This window comes from Mesorhizobium escarrei, from assembly GCF_935825525.1.
Lineage (GTDB): Bacteria > Pseudomonadota > Alphaproteobacteria > Rhizobiales > Rhizobiaceae > Mesorhizobium > Mesorhizobium escarrei.
This window is the reverse complement of record NZ_CAKXZT010000160.1, coordinates 1-17,196: the sequence shown is the minus strand read 5'-3', so window position 1 is coordinate 17,196 and position 17,196 is coordinate 1. Positions and strand designations below refer to the sequence as shown.

The 17,196-nt window shown below is 56.9% G+C and carries 13 protein-coding genes and 1 pseudogene; 7 read left to right on the top strand and 7 right to left on the bottom strand.

Going from position 1 to position 17,196, the window contains the following annotated elements; genetic code table 11:
• Window positions 1–6: 6 nt before the first annotated feature.
• Window positions 7–636, bottom strand: a complete 630-nt coding sequence (locus NMG80_RS29260) for a protein-L-isoaspartate(D-aspartate) O-methyltransferase (protein WP_254021435.1) — start codon at window positions 634–636, stop codon at window positions 7–9.
• Between NMG80_RS29260 and NMG80_RS29255 the strand changes: the two genes are divergently transcribed.
• From NMG80_RS29255 to NMG80_RS29245, 3 genes are all read left to right on the top strand, one after another.
• The gene (locus NMG80_RS29255) at window positions 532–900 is read left to right on the top strand and encodes a hypothetical protein (RefSeq protein ID WP_254021449.1); all 369 of its coding nucleotides are present in this window, start codon (window positions 532–534) and stop codon (window positions 898–900) included. The two genes, NMG80_RS29260 and NMG80_RS29255, sit on opposite strands and share 105 nt — an antisense overlap.
• Before the next feature lie 611 nt (window positions 901–1,511).
• The gene (locus NMG80_RS29250) at window positions 1,512–1,997 is read left to right on the top strand and encodes a glycosyltransferase family 2 protein (RefSeq protein ID WP_254021323.1); all 486 of its coding nucleotides are present in this window, start codon (window positions 1,512–1,514) and stop codon (window positions 1,995–1,997) included.
• A gap of 127 nt (window positions 1,998–2,124) precedes the next feature.
• On the top strand, window positions 2,125–2,463 hold the full coding sequence (locus tag NMG80_RS29245; protein WP_254021322.1) for a hypothetical protein: 339 nt from the start codon (window positions 2,125–2,127) through the stop codon (window positions 2,461–2,463).
• 180 nt (window positions 2,464–2,643) lie between these two features.
• Here the strand turns inward: NMG80_RS29245 and NMG80_RS29240 are convergent, their stop codons facing one another.
• The gene (locus NMG80_RS29240) at window positions 2,644–3,942 is read right to left on the bottom strand and encodes a polysaccharide biosynthesis/export family protein (RefSeq protein WP_436798715.1); all 1,299 of its coding nucleotides are present in this window, start codon (window positions 3,940–3,942) and stop codon (window positions 2,644–2,646) included.
• Between the two features lie 223 nt (window positions 3,943–4,165).
• Between NMG80_RS29240 and NMG80_RS29235 the strand changes: the two genes are divergently transcribed.
• From NMG80_RS29235 to NMG80_RS29225, 3 genes are all read left to right on the top strand, one after another.
• Entirely contained in the window at window positions 4,166–4,408 is a 243-nt protein-coding gene (locus NMG80_RS29235; RefSeq protein ID WP_254021320.1) for an exopolysaccharide production repressor protein, read from the top strand.
• A gap of 568 nt (window positions 4,409–4,976) precedes the next feature.
• The gene (locus tag NMG80_RS29230; protein ID WP_254021319.1) at window positions 4,977–6,845 is read left to right on the top strand and encodes a Wzz/FepE/Etk N-terminal domain-containing protein; all 1,869 of its coding nucleotides are present in this window, start codon (window positions 4,977–4,979) and stop codon (window positions 6,843–6,845) included.
• 80 nt (window positions 6,846–6,925) lie between these two features.
• Window positions 6,926–8,056: a glycosyltransferase family 4 protein gene (locus tag NMG80_RS29225; RefSeq protein ID WP_254021318.1), complete on the top strand. Its 1,131-nt coding sequence runs from the start codon at window positions 6,926–6,928 to the stop codon at window positions 8,054–8,056.
• A 687-nt stretch (window positions 8,057–8,743) separates the two neighbouring features.
• Here the strand turns inward: NMG80_RS29225 and NMG80_RS29220 are convergent.
• The 5 genes and pseudogenes from NMG80_RS29220 to NMG80_RS29200 all read right to left on the bottom strand — a co-directional run bounded on the left by NMG80_RS29220 (window position 8,744) and on the right by NMG80_RS29200 (window position 15,153).
• Window positions 8,744–9,709 (bottom strand): glycosyltransferase family 2 protein, encoded by a 966-nt coding sequence (locus NMG80_RS29220; RefSeq protein WP_254021317.1) that lies wholly within the window; start codon window positions 9,707–9,709, stop codon window positions 8,744–8,746.
• Entirely contained in the window at window positions 9,706–10,986 is a 1,281-nt protein-coding gene (locus tag NMG80_RS29215) for an O-antigen ligase family protein (protein WP_254021316.1), read from the bottom strand. The genes NMG80_RS29220 and NMG80_RS29215 overlap by 4 nt, the downstream gene beginning before the upstream one ends.
• Before the next feature lie 169 nt (window positions 10,987–11,155).
• Window positions 11,156–12,242: pseudogene (locus NMG80_RS29210) on the bottom strand (IS630 family transposase).
• Window positions 12,243–12,478: 236 nt separating this feature from the next.
• Window positions 12,479–13,471 carry a glycosyltransferase gene (locus tag NMG80_RS29205; RefSeq protein WP_254021315.1) on the bottom strand — a complete coding sequence of 331 codons (993 nt, stop codon included), beginning with the start codon at window positions 13,469–13,471 and terminating at the stop codon, window positions 12,479–12,481.
• A 161-nt stretch (window positions 13,472–13,632) separates the two neighbouring features.
• A complete protein-coding gene (locus NMG80_RS29200) occupies window positions 13,633–15,153 on the bottom strand; it encodes a GMC oxidoreductase (protein WP_301943404.1) in 1,521 nt (506 codons plus the stop codon).
• A 954-nt stretch (window positions 15,154–16,107) separates the two neighbouring features.
• On the opposite strand from NMG80_RS29200, the gene NMG80_RS29195 reads away from it, so the two are divergent.
• Window positions 16,108–16,857, top strand: a complete 750-nt coding sequence (locus NMG80_RS29195; protein ID WP_254021313.1) for a methyltransferase domain-containing protein — start codon at window positions 16,108–16,110, stop codon at window positions 16,855–16,857.
• Window positions 16,858–17,196: the final 339 nt, after the last annotated feature.

Below are 17,196 nucleotides of genomic sequence, written 5' to 3'. Positions count from 1 at the left end.
ACGGCGTTAGACCGTTTCGAGCCGGCTGAACCGAACCGGGATGATTTTGCGGGTCTTCAGTTGTCCTGCCGAATCCTTGTCGATGACCGTCAGCAACTGCCCTTGTTCAGGGCCCACAGGCAGAACCAGGCGGCCCCCCGGCTTGAGCTGCTCAAGCAAAGCCGGCGGCGCCCGCCCCGCCGCGACGCTGACCAGGATCTTGTCGAATGGGGCGTGCTCGGGCCAGCCGCGAGACCCGTCCCCGACACGAATGCTGATATCGGACAGACCGAGGCTCTGCAGCAAAGCCTCGGCATGGCTTGCGAATTCCTCGATGATTTCGACGCTCCAAACGTGCCCGGCGAGTTCCGCGAGGATTGCGGTTTGGTAGCCCAGGCCGGTGCCGATCTCGAGCACCGCCTCGTGCGGTTGGAGAGCAAGGAGATCGGTCATGAGCGCGACGATGAACGGCTGCGAGACGGTTTTGTCGAAGCCGATCGGCAGCGGCATGTCCTGGTAGGCATAAGGCGCGACCGAGCTTGGCACGAAGAGATGGCGCGGCACCCGCTGCATCGCTGCCATCACCCGCTCATCGAGCGCCGCCTTGCCGAGTTCTTCGCTTGCAAGGTCGGTATGGATCGCAATCATCTCGACCATGTGCCTGCGCAGCACTGCGAGATGCTCTTCGTTCATTGGCTTCATGACCGTCGGGCTTTCTTCAACCAGGCTTGCCGCCAGATAGGCTTATACCCTGTTCGTCACAGCAACGCCCGCCATCGTTTCCAGTTGCGGGTGGCCATGCGACCGGAGGTAATTTTGGCCTTGCGTCTGGTCGATATCGGCGGCGGCCGCCGATATCCACCCTGGAGATCCGGGTGCCATGTCGCCATAACGTCCTGGATCGCGGTGATTGAACGATGAACGGCTGAATCGCGTGCACGCGTGGGCAGCCGGCGATCTCGACCGGGGCGTCGTCGTTGTAGTAGTGGACGCCTGTTTCACCGATGCTGCGACTGCTGCATGGCTTCGGCAGCGGAATGCCGCGACGGGCGGTTCGGAGAGTTCCTCACTCACCTATAGAATCGGAGTTCCTAAATATCCAGCTAAGCTACTTTATCGCTTCCAGGAGTGCTGAGTGGAACTCGCCGGGGCCTCTATCTGTGGTGAATGGCCAAGCTCTGGGAATTCAACGAGCGTCGCGTTCGCAATGGCAGCGGCTGCGGCGCGTCCGAGATTTGGAGAGGGCCGAGCGCTTTCGCGACCTCGGTGCTGGCACGATTGCCTCCTTGCCCCCCGATGATCAGCGTTGTCGGCACCACTCGTGGATCACAGGTTGGGTGAAGATCATGTCCGAGGTTTGAGCCTGGTTCCACGCTACCATCTCCCTGCCCTCGTGCGGGAACCACGCGTTTGACCTCTGCCTTGCCGCTCGGCCGCCGTGGTGAATCCCCATCAGCTAAAGTAGTGAAATCTGATGGAACTACCGGCCCTGATGTGCCATTTTACCACGTCGTGAGAGAAGACGAAGGCAAATGAGCCAGCACAATGCCACTGTGATAGGCGTCGTGGTGCCCATGTTCAATGCCGAGAGAACCATTCTCCCGACGCTGACCAGCATCTGCCAGCAGAGCCACCAGGCGCTGGACATTATCGTGGCCGCCTATGCCGAGCAAGATCGGCGTATACGCCTTTTCAGGCAGCCGAACGCGGGTGTTGCGCACGCACGCAACAGCGGCGCCGCTGCCACCGATGCGGAGTTTCTAGCGTTCGTGGACGCGGATGATCTTTGGGCTCCATCCAAATCGCACTGCAACTGCGCGTCCTGCAGGAAGGAGGCTCGTCAGCTGGCCTGGCATATTGCTGGTTTGCGGAGATCGACGAGGACGGTCGGATATTTTCATTCAAACAGCCCGATGCCGAGGATGGCGTGCTGCAACTCATGTGCAGAAACAACTTTGTCGGTAACGGAAGTCGATGCTTGTACGTCGCTCCGCATTCGAGCGGGCAGGACAGTTTGATCCTTCCCTGAGGGCGAGGAACGCACAAGGCTGCGAAGATCTTCTAAAGTGCCTCAGAATAGCGGAGAATTACGAGTTTCGTGTCGTGCCACAACATCTTGTGGGTTACCGGAGGACGATCGGCAACATGTCGAGCGATGTCATGCAGATGTTTCGTTCGTATGAAATTGTCCTAGCCGAGTTTCGCGAGAAATATCCGCTATTTGGGAGCGATCTCAATGCCCATCTGCTTGACACGATCAATGGGCTTGCCGTGAGGGCTTTGATTCAAGGGCGGCCTTCCGCAGCCTGGTACCTGTCGAAGAAGCTCTTTGTCCTGGAGCCGCGCACGGCCATTTCACGTCTGCCTCACACGCTCAACGTCTGCTGCCGGGGGCTGGTTCCTCGCTGGATCAAGATTCGAGTGAAACGGAGGCGAAACGCCGAGTCTCGCCCTCTTTATGAAAAGATTTATCTAGAGAGGTGAGCGCGTCCCTGTTCGGACGTACCGAGCCGGAGCTGTTGAAGCTAGATGCTTGATGCCAAGGCTTTGGCGGCGCACGCGGCAATCAGGACTCTGAGCGGCCACCAGAACGATCTTGGCCCGGACCACATTTCCATAGGACCACGTGCAACTACGCGCCGCCTCTATACAATATTTAATTGTTTAATTCGCGACCGCCGCTCCTGGTGGGACCTTCAGCGTAATTGTGATGGTGTCGCCCGGAGCAAGCAGAGTATCTTCAGTCGCCTCGGTCGTCGCTGCCCGTCCGTCAGTGGAGCGGGTTACACCGATCGTAATTCGGTCCCCTTCGCCTACAAGGTCGCTGCGCATCTGCATCACGTAGGCGATTTGTTTGGTCACTGAATCCATCTCAGCGCGCATTTGCGTCATCGCCGCGCGTTCAGTCTGCAAATTAGCCAACAGATCGATTCGACCCTGGTCGATAAGCTTATCAAGACTGCGCTGCAAATCCCCTTGGTCGCGTTCAAGTCGAGCGATCTCAGCGTTGGTTTGCAAAGCGCGGGTCGCTGACAAGAGCACTGCGCGTTGAGCATCGTTGACCCTCGTGATCTGGATCAGACCTTTTTCGAAGAGCTTCTTGAGGCGATCAAGTTCCACGGCATCTGCGGCTGCGCCCGCTTGATCCGCCTTCTGCTGCTCCTTCAGGTAGCCCATTCGTTCCGCCGCCTTGGTTGTGGCCAACTTAATCGAAGCGCGCTCCTTCTCCTGATCCGCATAGACAGCTTCAAGATGCTTCCCCTCCTGCTGCAAAGCTTCGTCGCGACGAGGTTCGAGGCTCGGGTCACGTTCTGCGTCCGGAACCTCAATCGCTCTGGCGCCGCCCAGCTGCGCCTCTATGCGAGCAGCCTTGATTTCGCTTTCCTGGTACCTGATACGCAGAATGTGGAGGCGGCCGCCAAGGTCCGCTGCTGTCATTTCAGGGTTTTGAAGCTCACCGCGACCGAGCTGGTAACCGCCGCCAGCCGCCACAGCTTGTCGGACAGTCATGCCTGGTCTGAAGGGCTGAATCCCAGGAGAGGCAATGTCCCCGTCAATATAGACGGGTCGGTATTCCTCAATATCAACAATAATCTGATCCGGGTAAAAACCAGTCCAAGTCTCAGTGCCGTCGGCGGATCGTTGCGGAAGGGATTTTGGTTTTAAAACCTCGATTACCTCCTTGCGAACATCCTCTATTGTCTTCCCGAGAACCTTTAGGGGGCCTAGGGCCGGCAACACAATTACACCGCTTTGGTCGATCACAGCTCGCTTTTGCATCTCGGGATAGCCTATGACAGCGAAGCCGATCACGTCGCCAGTCTGCAGACGGTACTCGCCGACATTGTGCTCCTCTGCTAGGGCAAGGCCATTCGACAGATTCGTGTTTGCGAACAACAGAAACATGCATGCAAGCGCAGCGCAGCTGCCTGCCCGCATCCAGCGCACCGATCTATTCAACATTCGCGATCACCCCGCAATGCTTGAGGATGACATCGACGCAGACCTTTCTCACAATGCCATTCCTTTGAGGCGAATTTACGCCCGGGCAAAGGTTGGGGCGTCTTTATTCGCACCTGCTAATATATTGGTCGCTCTGACCCGTTCCGATATGATATGATGGTTAACGCGCTGAGGCCTGGATAGCCAAGAAGCGCGTCACACCAGCGGCTGCGAGTGGGAGGCGATGTCCTTCTTGCTTTTTTTGCGAGGCCTTATCATAGTACTGTTGGCATTCGCCATCAGTATATATTTGCTCACCGACTCCCTCTGGGGCACGTTTGTCCAAACGTTAATTTGTGGGATCTTGATACAGATTGGGTACTTTGTTGCAGTCATGCTGCTAGTGTGGCGCTCGGTCTCCAAACAATCGGTGACTCCCTCGGTCTCCAAAGAATCGGTGCCTCCGAAGTCACACATCGCGCGATGAGTCCGAAAGGGAGCAACTGCCGAGCCACTTAGTAAGTGAGGCGGGCCACTCTCCGCCTTCATAGGGCTCTGGCTGCTAGAGCAGGACGATCAGCAAGATGACTCCCCACACCACGAAACAAAATGTGACTGCAACCTGTCTCATTCGGGCAGCGGAGAGGCTTTCCGCGAGGCGCCAGATGCGCGCAGGACCCTTGCGGTGATCGTTATCGCGCGTCTGTGATCGACGAGCCATTCCAGTTTCCCGCAGGACAGGCTCAACCGGAGCCCGGAATCTCTTGCTCAGATGTTTTGCCATTTGCCAATACGACTCAATTTCTTCCTTCAATTGGAGCTTACGACATGCAGCGGAATTGCGGCAGTCGGAGCTTGGGCCGCGTGAGGTTTCGTTTGTTGCATCGAGGTCAGGAGTTGCGCCTTTGGCGAAGAGCGGGCTGATGCCTGCCCCGAGCGGCGTGCTGGGCTCCGCGGCGTCGTTACTGAATTTGCAGACATTTAGCCAGATAATGTGGTATGGTGTCTGTCACTACCAATGCGCTGCCAGTCTCATTCCACGGGTTTGAAGGCTTATGCTCCGCGAAGTTGAAAAGCACCCGGATTCTGCCTTCACATTCGGCGATCGTCAGTGGGGAACGATTGATCTCGAAACACTCGTGGCGGCAGCGCGACGGCAGTTGAGGTTCGTCCTTACATGCGCGCTCGCAGGACTTGTGCTGGGGCTAGCGTATCTTTGGGCCGAGGTGCCCTTGTACGAGTCGACGGCCAGAATCCTGATCGACAAGAACCAGCCATCCGTCGTCACGAAGTTAACAGAGAGCGGAAGCTCCGCAGAGCTTGACCCGATGATGCTGAGTCAGGTCGAATTGTTGCTTTCCGACCGCATCGGGCTAAAGGTCGTTGACAGCCTCGGTCTTGCTACCGATCGCTCTTTCTTGTCAGCGCCATATTCATTGCTCAACAGTTTCACAGGATCGGTCGCTCGATGGCCATTCATCGGCAGTTCCGAAGCAAGCGGAGCGCCCGTGAAATCGAGTGCCGCGCGAGGATCCGATCCTCGATGGCAGGCATTTGGCATTCTGGCTGAGAATATAACGGTAGCTCGTGTAGGGGTTTCTTACATTCTGCAAGTCCAATTTCGGTCGCCTAGCGCCGAAATGGCGCAAAAAATAGCCAGTAAGTATGCAGAAATCTATATCTCTGACCAAGTCGGAGCCAAAGACGAGTCGATTATCCGAGCTCGCAGCGCACTGGCGGAAGAGCTCGAGACGGTGCGGAAGCGATCGGTTGATGCCGAGCTCGCAATCCACAGGTTCCGAACAGACAATACGCTGACCAAGGAAACGCTGGTTACCTTGCGCCAGCTCGAACTTGAGGCGTCCTCTCTCAAGTCGCAATATGAACAGGTTCTGCAGCAGTACCAAGCAAGCCTGCAGAACCTTTCGATGGCGTTGACGGAGGCGCGGACTATCTCGGAGGCACCATACCCCAGCAGACCGAGTTCTCCGAACCGCAGTCTTACGTTGGCGTTCTGCGTCGTGCTCGCTGGCATGGTTGGCGCCGGTGTGGGCGGAATTCGGGAGTACCGTGAGCGCTTTTTCCGCACGACGGCTCAAGTGCGCGATGAGCTCGGACTTCAGACGCTCGGAATGATCCCTTTGCTGGACGGGAAGCCAATTCGCCGAAACAAGCACGATCGTGCTGCCGGAGAGCCGTCATTCATCGAGGTGGGGAACAGCGCTTTCAACTGGGTAGAGCAACATCCGCGCTCGGAATTCGCTGAAACGATGCGAACGGTGAAAGTCGCTGTTGACGTCGAGTTACCAAGGAAGAGCACCAAGGCGCTCGGGATCGTTTCTTGCCTCCCGGGAGAAGGGAAGTCTCTGGTCGCTGCTAATTTAGCGATGGTTCTTGCTATGCAGCGTTGTAAGACGTTGTTGATCGATGCCGATATCCACAATCCGGGCTTGTCCCCTATGTTAGCCAACGGCTGGGAACGAGGGCTGGCCAATTTGTTGGCTGGAGAATTCAATCCGAGAGATTTGCTGGCCCATCAGTCATTGCCATTGAGGTTCATGCCCGGCGTGAACCAGAGCCAACAAAAGCTCGCAAACACCGTGCAGCCTATCGAGAAAATGGGCGACTTTCTGCTCAAGGTGGGCCCTATGTTCAATTATGTAGTCGTCGATTTGCCCCCGTTGGCTCCAGTCGCTGACGTGAGGTCCTTTGTCCAGCACCTCGACGGACTTCTTCTGGTTGTTGAATGGGGTGTGACCGCTCGTACATTCGTGCGCGAAATCCTCGACAACAACCCGATCCTGGCGGATAAATGCATCGGCGTTCTGCTCAACAAGGTCGATATCAAAAGAATCAAGCGGTATCAAAAGTTTGGCAGTGCCGAATTTTACAATGAACGTTATGGTCAGTATTACCAGGCCTAGTTGTGGAACAGGCAGGCCGCCTACAGTATCCCCTCATATCGGCTAAAGGCGAGGCGGGCGGCGTTGGGAGTTCTTGACCCATGATATCTCAGCCTCCGCACGGCATCATCCTGATGACGTACGAATATCATCCATTTCCTGGTGGCATCGGAACATACGCCGGACGGTTGGTCGACATCGTTCGTGCTGGCGGCCACGCTGCGACCGTCATAGCGCCTGCCTATCCTGACCTTCCTGCCGTTCCCCAGGAGCCGGATACCCATCGCATTCTGCGGCATCATCAAATTTCTCCATTCGGGGCGCTGCGGGCGCTTTCTATTCTGCGCAACGTTCCTAAGGACAGGTTGTTTTTGGCCGCCGACATACGCAGTGTACTTGTGACATTTGTGCTACGACCGTTCCATCGCAGAGGGTATCGAGCGATGATTCATGGCAGCGAAGTCAGCAAATTCAGGACCGATTCCATCCTTTTTCGGTTTGTACGCCGCGCCTACGAAGGAGCAGAGGTCGTTTTCGCCAACTCACATGCGACGCTGCGGATCTTTTCCGAAAGTTTTGGAATGCCCCGGAAGGGTGTCGTCACGTATCTCGGCGTGGATCCCATGTGGTTTCAGCCAATCCATGGGAATTTTGAACACCCGCAACTTGCAGCTGTACCACAAGCTGCAAGCGTCATTTGCGCAGTCGGACGTATCGAGCCTCGGAAGGGCCAGTTGGAAATCGTCCGGGCTATCGCGAGCGCTCGCGATGAATACGGATTAGACAATCCGATCTTTGTGATGGCTGGACGGGCCGAAGATCAGGCCTATGCCTCAAAGATATTGGATGAAGCGGCACGAGCTCGTGTTCCAGTGATCGCTACCGGTAGGCTGTCCGACGACGACTTAAAGCGCTTATACCGCCGTGCGGCGTGCCACACATTGTTCGCACGAGAGCTACAGGGAAAGATCGAGGGCTTCGGGCTAGTGTTGGTTGAGGCCGGTGCGCAAGGATGTCCTTCGATAGCGACGGCCGTCGGCGGCATACCCGAGGTCATGGGCTCCACTGGTGTGCTGGTGCCCCCGGAGGACGTGAACGCGATGGCCCGCGCGATAGCAACCTATGTGGCCAATGCAGAACTGCGTGAGCGCGACGGTGCTCTTGCCAAATCACGGGCACGCACCTTCGACTGGGCAACCTGTGCAGGCGCGACGTTTCCGGAGCTGAAATAGGGCTGAGCCCGAGGCCAAAGTAGCTGCTCAGCTTTTCCGGAGTCGGGAACCAATGAATATCGACAAACGATGAAAGGATTGTTGAAGCAACCACGGAAGTCCGCCCGGTATCGTCATCAACCGGAGAGCGCGAAGGGAAAACCAAAGACGTCACCAAGCCACCGGCTCCTGGTAAGGCCACGTACGAAAAATATTTCGCCGCCCAGTAGAGTGACAAGCCAGGTCCACGAGCGCTCCGCGACTGATCGTCTCGAATCTCCGGAACAGCCAACGATGTCCTAGCTCAGTGAAACGCGTGAAATCATAAGCCCCCTCATGCACTTGTTGCATGAACGGTGTCTTATCTCTGAAACGACCTGTTCCGGGTTAATCACATGCTCGAGGACCGCCTCCGCGATGAAATGCGTGTGTGCGGATGGTAGATGTCGAATGCAATTGTCGAACGGCCCCGCCTCTTTATGGGTGAGATGCCACTTGCCGTCAGAACATCGGGACGCACGAGACTGCAAAAGAAATCGATCAGTGCGGGCTGACCATGCACAACCGGATAATCGGTCGTTTGCGCATCGGAGAGCTCTGATTTCGCCTCCGTTATGGTCCTGCCGTCGCGGTACAGAATAATCGCTACGGAAGGATTCCCGGGCTGCCGCATGAGATGCTCGAACTCTCGCCATTCCGCCAGTATCATTAAGAGCCGTCAGCAAAGTCTTTGCGCAAGGCGCGGTAGAACAATAGCTTGGCTGCACGGCGCACCTGCGGATCCATGCCCCTCGGCAGGGCGCAAAGAAAAAAGTAAACGTACACCCGCCATGACAATGGATCGTGCCACATCGCGCGAATGAGCAAGCGCGCTCCGCGTTTCATTTCGCTTTGAGCCACGCAATCATTGCCCGCCTTTGCGTACAAACGCGCGTTGCGCCGCCGCGCGAGGTGCGCAAGTTCCCGCCGTCGCATAGCCCATTCTCGCGTGAGGCCTTCGCCTACCGGCAGAAGCGCGTCGAGTCTGCGGGTTATGTTCGAGCCATGGCGCCGTTTATAGACGAGTGCTCCGGCCACATGTTGAAATGTCCAACGCTCGGCTGCGCGCAGACAAAACTCTGTATCCTCTCCAGCCCTGAATGCCTCGTTGAATACCCCGATATCTTCGACCATCTCCCGCCGCATAACCATACTGGAAGGAATAATCGGCCCATCAAGCAGAAAATATGTCGGCAGCGTATCGCATTGGTCCGCGCCATAGCGGCGCACGGCGACGTGTAGAGCGTCGGACAGATCCGGAGCGGAAAAATCGACAAAATCACCATAGACAAGACCTGCCTTGCAGCCATTGCCAAAGACGGCCAATTGGCGCTCAAGCTTGTCCTCAGCCCAGAAGTCATCGCCGTCGAGAAATGCAATAAAATCACCGGTAGCATGTCTGATGGCAAGATTCCTCGCCGATGAAGGCCCGACACCCGCCGTCGTCAGGACATGTACACGCGGCTCCCGATCGGCCAGCGACGCAATCACTTCCGACGAGCCGTCCTTCGAGCCATCATTGACAATGATGATCTCTTTGATGTGGCTCGACGCGGTCTGATTAATCACACTTTCCACTGCCTGCACGATGAAGCGTTCTTCATTGTGGCATGTCATGATAACCGAAACACTCATCTCGTGTTTCCTGGCAATGGGCTCGCTAGAAATCGAGGACGTCTCATGCCCCTGGGGTGGCTCCTCCGCATCCTCTGCAATGGTAGGCAAAGCCCGTGCCGCGTCAATTCAGGCAGGAGCGAGACAAGACTCAGCGTGACGAAAGCTCGTGTGCCCGAGGCTTCTGTTCCAACGTAAAAGGCACAAGGAAAAAGGAGCACGAGGGGCAGAAGCCGTGCCTGGGCCGCTCCGATCAATCCGTGAGAAAGCGCCCAGCTTAGAGTACGGCTTAAGCGAAACCATGCAGCAATCCATATGAGAACATAGAGGCTGAGCCCAATGATGCCGTTCTCGGTGAGGATACGTTGAAACTCGCCATGTATCCCCAGCCGCAACTCGTCAGGAAGTCCACTGAACTCCGTATCGATAATATTCTTGAATTTGTTCGTGCCCACGCCCACTGATGGACGTTCGGAGATAAGCTGTTTGGACAGAGTGAAGGCAAACGCGCGCTGGACATTGCTCGGCGTGTCACCAGGGGCATATTTCCCCGTCGCGGCCAAATATTCGTGTTGCCCCATGCTCAGCGGATTGAGGATGGTTTGCAATTGCTTTTCGACATAGGCGTTGCCTATCGTGGTCGACAGCACGAAAAGTGCCACGAAGCCGGCGGCGATCGCTGGTATCATCGCAGCGAGCCGTCCGCGCATCAGAAGCGCAGCGGTCAGAAAGAGATAGATCAAAAACGCCTTGCGTTCCCCAGATAGCACGAGCAGGGGAAGTATCCCCGCCCATACAAACCAAAGGGTGCGCCGCTTGCCCCGGTTGACGAAGAGGAGGAGCCCCGCGAGCGCAATTGGAAGGAAGGTGAACGCGAGCCTCGGATCGGCCAGATGCTTCCATCCGACCGAGTAGCCATGGGCGACATGCCAGATGATCGTATAGGCGAGGATCAGCACCATGCCGAAAAGCAAGATGTTGACGGCCTTGTGCGTGTCGACCCGGCTGGCCTCCTGTGCCAAGGCGAACGCAAAGGCGCCCACAGCGGACATCTGCAACAGCTCGCGCAGGCCATTCTCTGCGTCCACGCTGAAGGCCGAGACCATGTGCCAGCCCAAGAAGGGCAGGAGCAGTAGAAAACCGGCTGAAAAAGCCAAATTTCGCCAACGCCCCGTCGCAAGGCCAAAAAAGAGCATCAGCAATGCGATCAGCTCGAACGGACGCAGCAATACAAGACCCGTCTCGAGCCTGATTGGCAGGAAGAGGCTCAGTATCGCGAATGTGAGGAGATAACGCATCACAGCCCCCTCGCGGCGCGATATCCTTTTAGCATATTCTTTTTCCCGGAAACAGAACTTGTTGGATGTATCAATGCCAGCGGGCGGTGAAAGACTTCGCCGTGCTCGAGCCGACGGCCTCATCGTTCCGCCCGCTGTCTCACAAGTAAGCGGAACCCGCGATGCTGTCCTAGTGTTGTGATTCTAACGCTTGTTTTGCACGAGCGACTTTTTCGAGGATTTTGCCGGCGGGGGCTGTTTATACGAACGGTTTGGGCTCGGCATTGAGTGCTTCGAGGTAGTTCATGATGGCCTGCTGCAGTTCGGAGACGCTTCTGAAGACGCCGCGGCGGATGCTCTTATCGGTGATTTCGGCGAAGAAGCGCTCGACCTGGTTGAGCCACGAGGCGGATGTGGACGTAAAGTGGAAATGAACGCGCGGATGCTTTTCAACCAGGTCTGCACGGCCTCGGTCTTGTGGGTGGCGTAATTGTCCATGATCAGATGAAGATCGAAATGCTTGGATGTGTTGCGCTCAATGATCCTAAGGAAGCGCAGAAACTCCTTCGCTCGATGCCGCGGCAGGCACTCGCCGATCACCTTGCCGGTCTTGACCTCCAAGGCGGCGAACAGGGTCGTTGTGCCATTGCGCTTGTAGTCGTGCGTCATGGTTCCGGCGCGTCCCTTCTTCATCGGCAAGCGTGGGTGCGTGCGATCGAGCGCCTGGATCTGGCTCTTCTCGTCGACGCACAGCACCAACGCCTTGTCGGGCGGATTGAGGTAGAGGCCAACCACGTCGGCAACCTTGTCGGCGAATTTAGGATCGCGGGAGAGTTTGAAAACGGCGCGTCAGACGCGGCTTGAGGCCGTGCGCCTTCCAGATCCGCTGCACCGCCGCCGCGAGATGCCCGACGCCTTTGCCATTGTGCGCACGCTCCAATGCATGGCACCAGCCGGCTTGGTGTTGAGCGTCATGTCTACCACATTCTTCACCGTCTCGGCCGACAGCGGCCTCCTACGCGGCGGGCGCGTGGCGTCCTTCAACCTTCAACAGGCCCTCAACGCCCTTGTCACGATAGCGCCGGCGCCAGCGCCGCACGGTCAGCACGCTCTTGCCCCACCGTCTCAGCAACCGGCAGCGCGCGAAGGCCCTCACCTATCAACAGCACGATCCGTGCGCGCCACACCACCTTCTGTGGCGTGTTGCGATCACGAACCAATCCCTCAAGTCTCGCCCGGTCGATGTCGGGAACCTCAATGCGTTCGATCTTGCCCATGCGGCAAGACTCGCACACTTCACCACAATTGAGAATCCACTGTCAGAGACACAACACTAGATGGGAAGCCTGGCATCATGCTTCTTCCTGCGGGATACGACGAGACCTATACACCGCCCTCTCCGCAGGGCTATCGCATATTATTTGAACAATTCTTTACAGGATTACTAAACGCTCCGGTGAGACAATATTACCCTTAGAACATTCCATTGGAAAGATGCCACTTCCCAGGAAAACTAATTTCCTTTCGGTGGCATTTGCGTTGCTACCATGCCCAGGGAGACTAGGATCCTATCCGCACGCTTTTTCCACGTATAGCCCGATAGCAGGAGTTCGCGCGCGGAACGCCCCAGGCGTCGTCGTTCTGCGGGATCGTGAGCAAGGCGCTCAAGCGCTGCTGCCCAGGATCGGACATCATCAGGATCGCAGAGCAGTGCGGTAACGCCGTCGGTCAGGACTTCGCGCAAGACAGGTAGATCCGAAGCAATGATAGCTTTCTCCGAGGCCATGTACTCGAATATTTTCAGCGGAGACATCCATGACGCTAAATCCAAGCGACCGTTAGACCCAATCACGGACCGCTTGTATGGAGCCAGGACGACATCAAAGTGAGCAAGCTTGGCAGGAACAGCAGCGTGAGGCACGGGTCCATGCAAAATCAGATTGGGGAGTGTCGCCGTCCGCTCCTTCCAATGCTGAACATCTTCCAGGCGCCCACCCACAATGTCGAAATGTGCCCACGGACATAGGGGTGCCAAATCGGCGATAATCTCCATGCCTTTGCCGGGGTAGAGGTGTCCGACATATCCGACCGAGAGCTTTGAACGCGACGGCGCCTCGATCGGTTCGGAAGGAGAGATCTCCGCGTCGGCGCCGTCAGCAGCCACAATGATCTTGGATTCGAGAGAGGGAAAATCCTTGAGGATCGCGTCGGCGATTGCTTGAGAAATGGTGACCAAACCTCTTAGGCGTGGATTCTGCGTCAGGGCCGCAAACGCGGCCTTGGACCTCGGCGCAAACGAGAGATGGTCGTGATGCAATTCCAGCGCGGTGGGGAATCCGGCACGTGCAAGCCACAACGCGAAGCGCGGCTCTCTTGTATAGACGAGGCCAATGCGAAGAAGCCGCGCCAACATAATCCCAAACAAAATAACCCAACTGCAGTTGGGCTGCCGAAGCCCTATGGTCCACACTCTGAAGCCGTGCTCCAGCCCGTAGTGCTCTGCCAATTCGTCTCGCATGCGTCGACGGGGTCGGCCTGAGACAATGAGGGTCACATCCGCACCTGAAGCGGAGAACGCGCTGCACATCTTGGCGATATTGACGGTATGCGCCTGCGGTCCCGGCATAGGCGTTGCGGTTAGGTACATTATCCGCACGGATCTCACTCTCAGTCCAACACAGAGGTCAAATGATCGCTCAATCGAAGCGAAAGAGCGGCGATCGTCAGGAACGGATTGGCATTGCCGTATCGCGGAAAGACGGAGGGTCCGGCGACAAACAAATTGTGCAACCGGTGAACACGGCAGTTCTGGTCGACGACTCCGTGGCGGGGATCGGTACTCATCCTCGTAGTGCCAAGGAAATGCGAGTGAACAGCGGTGAGGGGCCAGGAATCCGAATTGCGAAGGTAAGAGTGATCGAGGTGACCAACATCGTGCGTACGGAGGAAGCGATCCAACATATCGAGAAAGGTCACAACCGACCTACGATCCGCTTGATCATATCGCCATCTCAGGTCGAGGAGCTGGCGCCCTTCGTGATCGCAGTCCTTGGAAAGAATCAGCCTGTTCTCGGCGTTCGAATGCTGATCCAAGTTCAAACGGACCACGAAGGCATGTGCTCTGCCCTGCAATCGTGCAGCCTGCCCTAGGCGGTCAAACGCTGCCTTGCCCGCGGCGAGCAGAAGACGTCGTAACCTGGCGCTTCGATTCACGATCGGCGCGCCCCGGAATGCGGCGCTCTTCATCGTCTCGAAGACCTTTTCGGCCTTGTATTCGGCGAGGGGGTAGAGACGGGCGCAATGATTCAATGTGCCGATGGAGATTTGCGTCGCTGTGGAGAGTCCGACACCCGCTCGTACCTGCACCCCATTGCTCATAGTTTCGCGAAACAACGGATGCTCCGCACTGACCGGTTGTTTAAGCCATAGGACGGCCAAGTCCGCCTTGGGATGTGTCGAGAAATATCGACCGATTGCCCCTTCTTCATCCCTCCAGTGACGGCGCGCATAGTCTAGCAAGAGCCGAGTGGTTTCGATCCCACCGGCGGCGAGAACAAACACCTGGGCTTTGATTGTTTTGTGGTTTTGCCGGCGACCGACAGTGATGCTTTCGATGGTCCGCCGATCTCCATTGGGTGTGACGTCGAACACGGGAGCGTCAGTCAGAACCCGTAGATTGGCTAGATTTCCATCGGACCTTGTCACGAACTCGGCGACTTTGAAGGCCGGTCGCGACCACATCAGATATTTTATGTCGACCTGATCGCTCGCCGCGAATGTCTTCCAACTGCCAGGCATGGGTGGCAATTCGTTGTCGTGTTCGGTCCTGGGCATACACAAGATGTCCAACGCACGCTCGTAGTAGGGAGAAAGTTCGGAAAGCTGAAATGGCCAAGCTGGTGCGCCAATGTCCGGCCTTTCTACGAAATCTGCCTCTTCCATTCTCGCGACGCGACCCGCCCAAAGGTTTGAAGATCCACCGAGTTGCAACGCTTGGGCGTAAGACAGATCCACGGCGCCATCTACGTCGAGTTGCGCTAGGGGCGCGGATGAAAGTGGTGTCGGATCGAGGTTTCCCGCCTCCACCAGGAGCACATCCATCCCTCGCTCGGCGAGGGGGAGGGCAACGAGCGCTCCAGCGGGTCCGGAACCAATGACGCAGACTTGGCACGTCAACTCGGTTGTCATAACATCCAGAAGGGAATTCATATGGCGAGGCAGCTCTCCGCGGCCAAGTTGCAAAGCGTGACTCGAATTACGGGAACCGGCACCATATGGTCGGTTGTAACGCTGTTTGAATCCCAGGCACGCCTCCTTTGGATGCTAGCATGATCGCCCCAAATATGTCAGGTGCTCATCAAAAATTTGGCATACGAGTCAGCTGCTCGCCTACGTGCATCTCGTTGCCTTGACTGCCTCTTCGAACGAGCCCGATTCCAGTCCGATCTCGCTCAAACGCTCTAGGGACAGAAGGATTGGGCACGTAAGGCTACCACAAAATAGTCACTCCGCTGTGCCCGCGGTAACAGCGACATGTCTCTGAAATCTTTAAATTCAAAATCTGACCGACTGCCGTTGGGATAACCCCTCCTTGTGGAGCGGCGTGTGCCATGACCCACAAGAAGGAGAAGGGGTACAACAGGATTTGGGGTTCGTCTCCATGCGGCATGCACCACTGAGGCGTCGACTGGAGCCACGAGATCGTCCTGATCAAGGTCGATGTCCACCGGAGAACGAGGCCCAACAGTATGCGCCAGGCGCCCCGGGCGGACAGATCAAGAAAGAAACTGACGCCCGTTGCAGAAGCCGCCAACAGCGGCAGGGTCACATAGGCACTCAATGTAGTTCGATGCGATTGGCAGGCGACAGCCGCTCGCTGGCGGTGGAAAATTTCCGGATTGCCCAGTCCGAACCAGTTCCTGTGCGATGTTGTTTTCATCCGAGCCGGAATGCAACGCCTTGTTCTCCGCATGTGCCTGTGCGGCTAGCGCAGGGGCGGGCCTGCGCCGGCACGGACCGGCCGCCAGGCCGCGTCCTGACGAGCGCCGTGTGTGCGCCCGCACCTGGGCCGGCCCTTTCCGAGCCGCTCACATTGGCACTTTTTCGTGCAAATTTTATAGTGTATGCGGTAACGGAGGGCTGATGGTGTCCGACGTACAGCATACAGCCGGGGTGCAGAAACCTGCTGTGCAGCCGCCGACTTTGTGGAAACGGGTCCGCAGACGTCTCTACCGCTTCACGTTCACCAAGACGAAGTTATCGACCAAGAATCTCGACCGACTATGCCGCGAATTTGCGACCCCAGAGCGGACGTTGGTGATCCACTCGGAAGACGTCGACTACAAGCCCTATTTCCCCAACGCGTTCACGGTCACGAAGCGACTCGATAAACCGGCGGACATGCATGTCGATTTGTACTACCGGGATTTGAGCAAGATCCCTTCGGAGAGCTATCCCCTCATCGTCTGCACGGGCCTTCTCGAACACATACCCGATCCCGGACGCATCATCGCGGATATGAGGCGCATTCTAAAGCCTGGCGGTCGTCTTATCATTTCCGCGAGCGCGGTGTTTTCATTCCATGAATGCCCGGACAACTTTTTCCATTTCACCCCCTATGGCTTCAAGCTGCTGTTTAAGGATTGGACGCGGTTCGATATGCTCCGCGGCGCGAGCCAGCCCTTTGAAACGATCGGAATTCTGATCCAGCGCATTCACTTGCAATGTGATATTTTCCCGCTCGCCCGGCCTTTTATTGAGCTATTGTTTCATACCATCAGGTTCTTGGACGTCTTTGTGGTGAGACAGTACGAAACGCGTCAATTCCTGGATGAGCGAAGTCGAATCGACTCGATGTTGCCGTCAAACCTGCAGGCGGTGGTGGTGAAGTGACTTCCTTAGGCAATCACTTGTGCGCAATATGCGACCCGCAAGACTCGGTCCTGGCTTGCCCGCTACGGCTTTGGCCGGATGGGACTTGCACCCACAGGCAATCATCAGCTTGTCATGACGTACTCCCCACAGGTGGTGTAGTTCGGCGGTAGCGAAGCCGCTCGCGAGCGCCCTCAACAGCGCCGTAGTGAGCGGGGCGGCGGAGCGGTGGTCATCGATGTTCTCCGGTAAGGGTCGGGTTGCTGACACCAACCACCGATGACTGACGACATGATGCGCACGCTCGTGGAGAAGTGTCCCCCGACGCCGATCTTTTGTAAGCGCGTAGCTGAAGCCGTT

Bases quoted from the DNA above. Each gene is read 5' to 3' on its own strand.
- NMG80_RS29215 (WP_254021316.1), bottom strand. From the start codon at position 10,986: ATGCGTTATCTCCTCACATTCGCGATACTGAGCCTCTTCCTGCCAATC.
- NMG80_RS29255 (WP_254021449.1), top strand. From the start codon at position 532: ATGGCGCGGCACCCGCTGCATCGCTGCCATCACCCGCTCATCGAGCGC.
- NMG80_RS29220 (WP_254021317.1), bottom strand. From the start codon at position 9,709: ATGAGTGTTTCGGTTATCATGACATGCCACAATGAAGAACGCTTCATC.
- NMG80_RS29235 (WP_254021320.1), top strand. From the start codon at position 4,166: ATGTCCTTCTTGCTTTTTTTGCGAGGCCTTATCATAGTACTGTTGGCA.
- NMG80_RS29245 (WP_254021322.1), top strand. From the start codon at position 2,125: ATGTCGAGCGATGTCATGCAGATGTTTCGTTCGTATGAAATTGTCCTA.
- NMG80_RS29225 (WP_254021318.1), top strand. From the start codon at position 6,926: ATGATATCTCAGCCTCCGCACGGCATCATCCTGATGACGTACGAATAT.
- NMG80_RS29230 (WP_254021319.1), top strand. From the start codon at position 4,977: ATGCTCCGCGAAGTTGAAAAGCACCCGGATTCTGCCTTCACATTCGGC.
- NMG80_RS29200 (WP_301943404.1), bottom strand. From the start codon at position 15,153: ATGACAACCGAGTTGACGTGCCAAGTCTGCGTCATTGGTTCCGGACCC.
- NMG80_RS29260 (WP_254021435.1), bottom strand. From the start codon at position 636: ATGGTCGAGATGATTGCGATCCATACCGACCTTGCAAGCGAAGAACTC.
- NMG80_RS29195 (WP_254021313.1), top strand. From the start codon at position 16,108: ATGGTGTCCGACGTACAGCATACAGCCGGGGTGCAGAAACCTGCTGTG.
- NMG80_RS29240 (WP_436798715.1), bottom strand. From the start codon at position 3,942: ATGTTGAATAGATCGGTGCGCTGGATGCGGGCAGGCAGCTGCGCTGCG.
- NMG80_RS29250 (WP_254021323.1), top strand. From the start codon at position 1,512: ATGAGCCAGCACAATGCCACTGTGATAGGCGTCGTGGTGCCCATGTTC.